This is a genomic window from Parafrankia soli, from assembly GCF_001854695.1.
Taxonomy (GTDB): domain Bacteria; phylum Actinomycetota; class Actinomycetes; order Frankiales; family Frankiaceae; genus Parafrankia; species Parafrankia soli.
This window is the reverse complement of sequence record NZ_MAXA01000103.1, coordinates 1-3,134: the sequence shown is the minus strand read 5'-3', so window position 1 is coordinate 3,134 and position 3,134 is coordinate 1. Positions and strand designations below refer to the sequence as shown.

Below are 3,134 nucleotides of genomic sequence, written 5' to 3'. Positions count from 1 at the left end.
AGGTAGAGGCCGACGACGTCCTCCACCTTGGCCTCGAAATCCGGGTCCGCCGAGAGCTTGAAGACTCGGTGCCGGTGCGGCTGGAGATTGTTCTCCCGCCACAGCTGGGCCACGAAGGTGTGCGAGACCGACACTCCTTCGCGGCGCTTCAGGTACCGCGCCATCTCGGTGCTTGTCCAGTGGCTCAGTCCGGTCTCCGGCGGAGGGGTGGCCCTGGTCAACGCCAGGATCCGCGCCCGTACCCGCCCCGGGACCTCCCGTGGCCGCCCCGGGGACACCCGGCTCACCAAGCCGTCCGGCCCCTCCTCGTCATAGCGCGACAGCCACAGCCGCACGGTAGGCTTCGACGCGCCCGCCTTCTCGGCTATTTCCCGCACTGAGGATCCTTCGTCCCGCCATAGCACCATACGGGCGCGGGCAGCCGCAGACCTGTCGTACCCACCGCCTCCAGCCAAGGACTCGAGAATATCGCGTTGATTATCAGTTAGGATCATGTGTCCAATTTACCCACACTTTTTCCAGCCTAACAGTGGCACTGGAACGGGCATTTGTTTACGCCGCACTAGCTGCCCGATCGGTCGGGAGAGCAACAAATGGGCGCGACACGCCGCAGATTTACCGAGGAGTACAAGGAACAAGCGGTAACTTTCGTCATCGACGGCGGCCGTTCTGTCGCCGAGGTCGCCCGGAACATCGGCGTCCACGAGATGACGTTGGGAAAATGGGTGAAGAAAGCCAAGGACGAGGCGGGGAACTCGCAGCTGCCGGACGCGGTGCTGGACGAGTCCGAACGGGCCGAACTCGTCCGGCTGCGCGGCGAGGTCAAGGACGCGAACTCGACTATCGCCGAGCTTCAGATGCAGGTGGAGTTCGCAAAAAAAGTTGCGACCTGGTTCGCGAAAGGAAAGGGCGGATTCAAGCGGTCATAGCGACGCATGCTTCGCCAGCAGATCATTGAAGGCTTCGACCGGCTTCGCCCAACCCAACGTCTGCCGTGGCCGTCCGTTCAGCTGTTCGGCCACCCTATCAAGCTCATCCTGAGTATGCAACGAAAGATCAGTGCCCTTCGGGAAATGCTGACGCAGCAGCCCGTTCGTATTCTCGTTCGACCCCCGCTGCCACGGCGAATGCGGATCACAGAAGTAAACGGGCATTCCGGTCGCGACGGTGAACTTCGCGTGCCGAGCCATCTCCTTACCCTGATCCCAGGTGACGGACTTCTTCATGAAGTCGGGCAGGGTTTCCATCTTMCGGACCAGCAGGTAGGCGACCTTCTCAGCGTTGCGGTCGTAGGGAATCCGCACGAGCATGACGAACCGTGTGGTGCGCTCGACCAGCGTCGCTACCTGGGATCTGTTTCCCTTGCCCAGGATGAGATCCCCTTCCCAGAATCCGGGGACGGCGCGGTCCTCGGCCTCCTTCGGCCGCTCGCTGATGTTGACCATGTCGACGATCCGCCCGCGGGCCACGGTCGTCCGGGACCGGTTCACCCGCCTGGCCCGGCCCTTGCGTAGCGCGACCGTCAGCTGGGTGCGCAGCTCGCCACGGGCCTGCAGGTAGAGGCACTCGTAGTGAGGTCGGACCGAGGCGCGGTGCCGACCTTGCGGCCGGCCCGTTTCCTCGGCCCGCCTCCCGAACCCGGCGTGCACCGTTAAGCGCACCGGGCTCTCCACAAGCCCCGGGGGACGTGTCTTCTTTCGCCCACCGGTGCAGCTTGGCCTGGATCTCTCGTACCCTTTCCTCGGCCTGCGACCAGGCGAGGTCCAGTTCGTCGGTGTTCACCGGCGGCCTCCGAGTATTCCAGTGTCCTCGTTGCTGACTTGCTGGCCCCCTTCGCCATGTACGCGCCTCTCGCGCGCTCGGACTACTACGGGGCCTCCGTCCCGGCCCACGGCCCACGGTCGGCAACGGACCTGCCCACCAACGGCCTGACCGGCCGAAGGGGAGGGCAGCCGGGGACGGTTCCCACGTTCACCTGACAATCGATCGACCAGGGAGATGACCCAGCTTTGTCCCKGCAGCATCGCCACGCCTACGCCGCAGATCTTCACCGTGGCCTCCTCACCGGCACAATCAACCGGCTCCGGAGTTGACTCGGCCTCACGACCAGGTCACGCACTGCAAACCGGCCCCTATCCACCAGATTTGAGCCGGCCCCACGCTTACGGGACTTCAACCACTGGTTCACTTTCGTTGCACCTTCTGGTCTCGCTAGCCGGGCCCGGACCGTCTGGCAGTGCCGGCCCGTCCCGTCGTTGTCGGGGCTGCTTACCGCCCTCCCCGGCGTTCCCCGGATCAGGCTGCCCCCAGCTTCTACCGGGTCGCTGCGACGACCCGGCGGTGAAGGTCTCCCACCTCCACTCGACTGTCTGGCGCCTCGTGGCACGCGATCGTCTCGTGGGACACGCGCATGCTCTCGTCATCGGGATGATCCGTCGCCAGTCTCTCGCTGATCTGCTTCGGTGACCACTTCTCGGCCAGGCCCGCGTTGACCGCGTCATGCAGCGCCGGCGACGCCACCAGCTTGCGTCCCTTCGGACGCGCCCGCAACGCATCACACCGAGCCTGCGCGTCCACCGCCCGGTAAACCTTCTCACCGCCGTTGCGGTCGATCTCCCGCGCAATTGTCGAGTGATGCCGACCGAGCGCCTTCGCGATGAACCGCGCCGAACGACTCCTGCTCAGCTCCCGGGAAATCAGCTCCCGCTCCTCGACCGTCAACTGCTCCCGCCGACCCATCCACCATCCAGCCCCTCGACACCAAGACGATCATTCTATCGAGGCGTCGCTACGACCATTTGACCCCGCCGAGCTTTACCACTGGTTCCTCTCGTATACCCTCTGATCCCGCTCGCCGGACCCGGCCCGTCTGGCAGTTCCAAACCGTCCCGGCTTTGTCAGCGCTGCTTCCCGCCCTCCCCGGCGTCTCCCGGATCAGACTGCGCTCAGCTCCCACCAGACCGCTGCGACGGTCCAGCGAGGAGGTCTTGCACCTCCTTCGACCCTCAGCGCCTCGTGGCGCACCTCGACCCTGCTGGCTAATTCGGCCTTATGCGGCGTGGGTGAGTTCGAGGCGTGCGAGGTGGCTGGTGCGGGTGCGGTCGAGGGGGTGGCCGTTCCACCATGCGTCGAGG

At 65.2% G+C, this 3,134-nt stretch carries 3 protein-coding genes and 1 pseudogene; 1 reads left to right on the top strand and 3 read right to left on the bottom strand.

The window, feature by feature from the left end:
* The coding region (locus BBK14_RS10335; protein WP_241831375.1) for a helix-turn-helix domain-containing protein at positions 1 to 377 on the bottom strand (377 nt) is incomplete at its 3' end.
* Positions 378 to 593: 216 nt separating this feature from the next.
* Here BBK14_RS10335 and BBK14_RS10330 point away from each other — a divergent pair.
* The gene (locus BBK14_RS10330; protein WP_071061393.1) at positions 594 to 929 is read left to right on the top strand and encodes a transposase; all 336 of its coding nucleotides are present in this window, start codon (positions 594 to 596) and stop codon (positions 927 to 929) included.
* Here BBK14_RS10330 and BBK14_RS10325 read toward each other — a convergent pair.
* A pseudogene (locus tag BBK14_RS10325) lies at positions 924 to 1,592 on the bottom strand (IS30 family transposase); the annotation flags it as partial. The gene BBK14_RS10330 and the pseudogene BBK14_RS10325 overlap by 6 nt on opposite strands.
* Positions 1,593 to 2,313: 721 nt before the next feature.
* Positions 2,314 to 2,739, bottom strand: coding sequence for a helix-turn-helix domain-containing protein (locus BBK14_RS10320; protein WP_071061391.1), 426 nt, complete (start codon positions 2,737 to 2,739; stop codon positions 2,314 to 2,316).
* Positions 2,740 to 3,134: the final 395 nt, after the last annotated feature.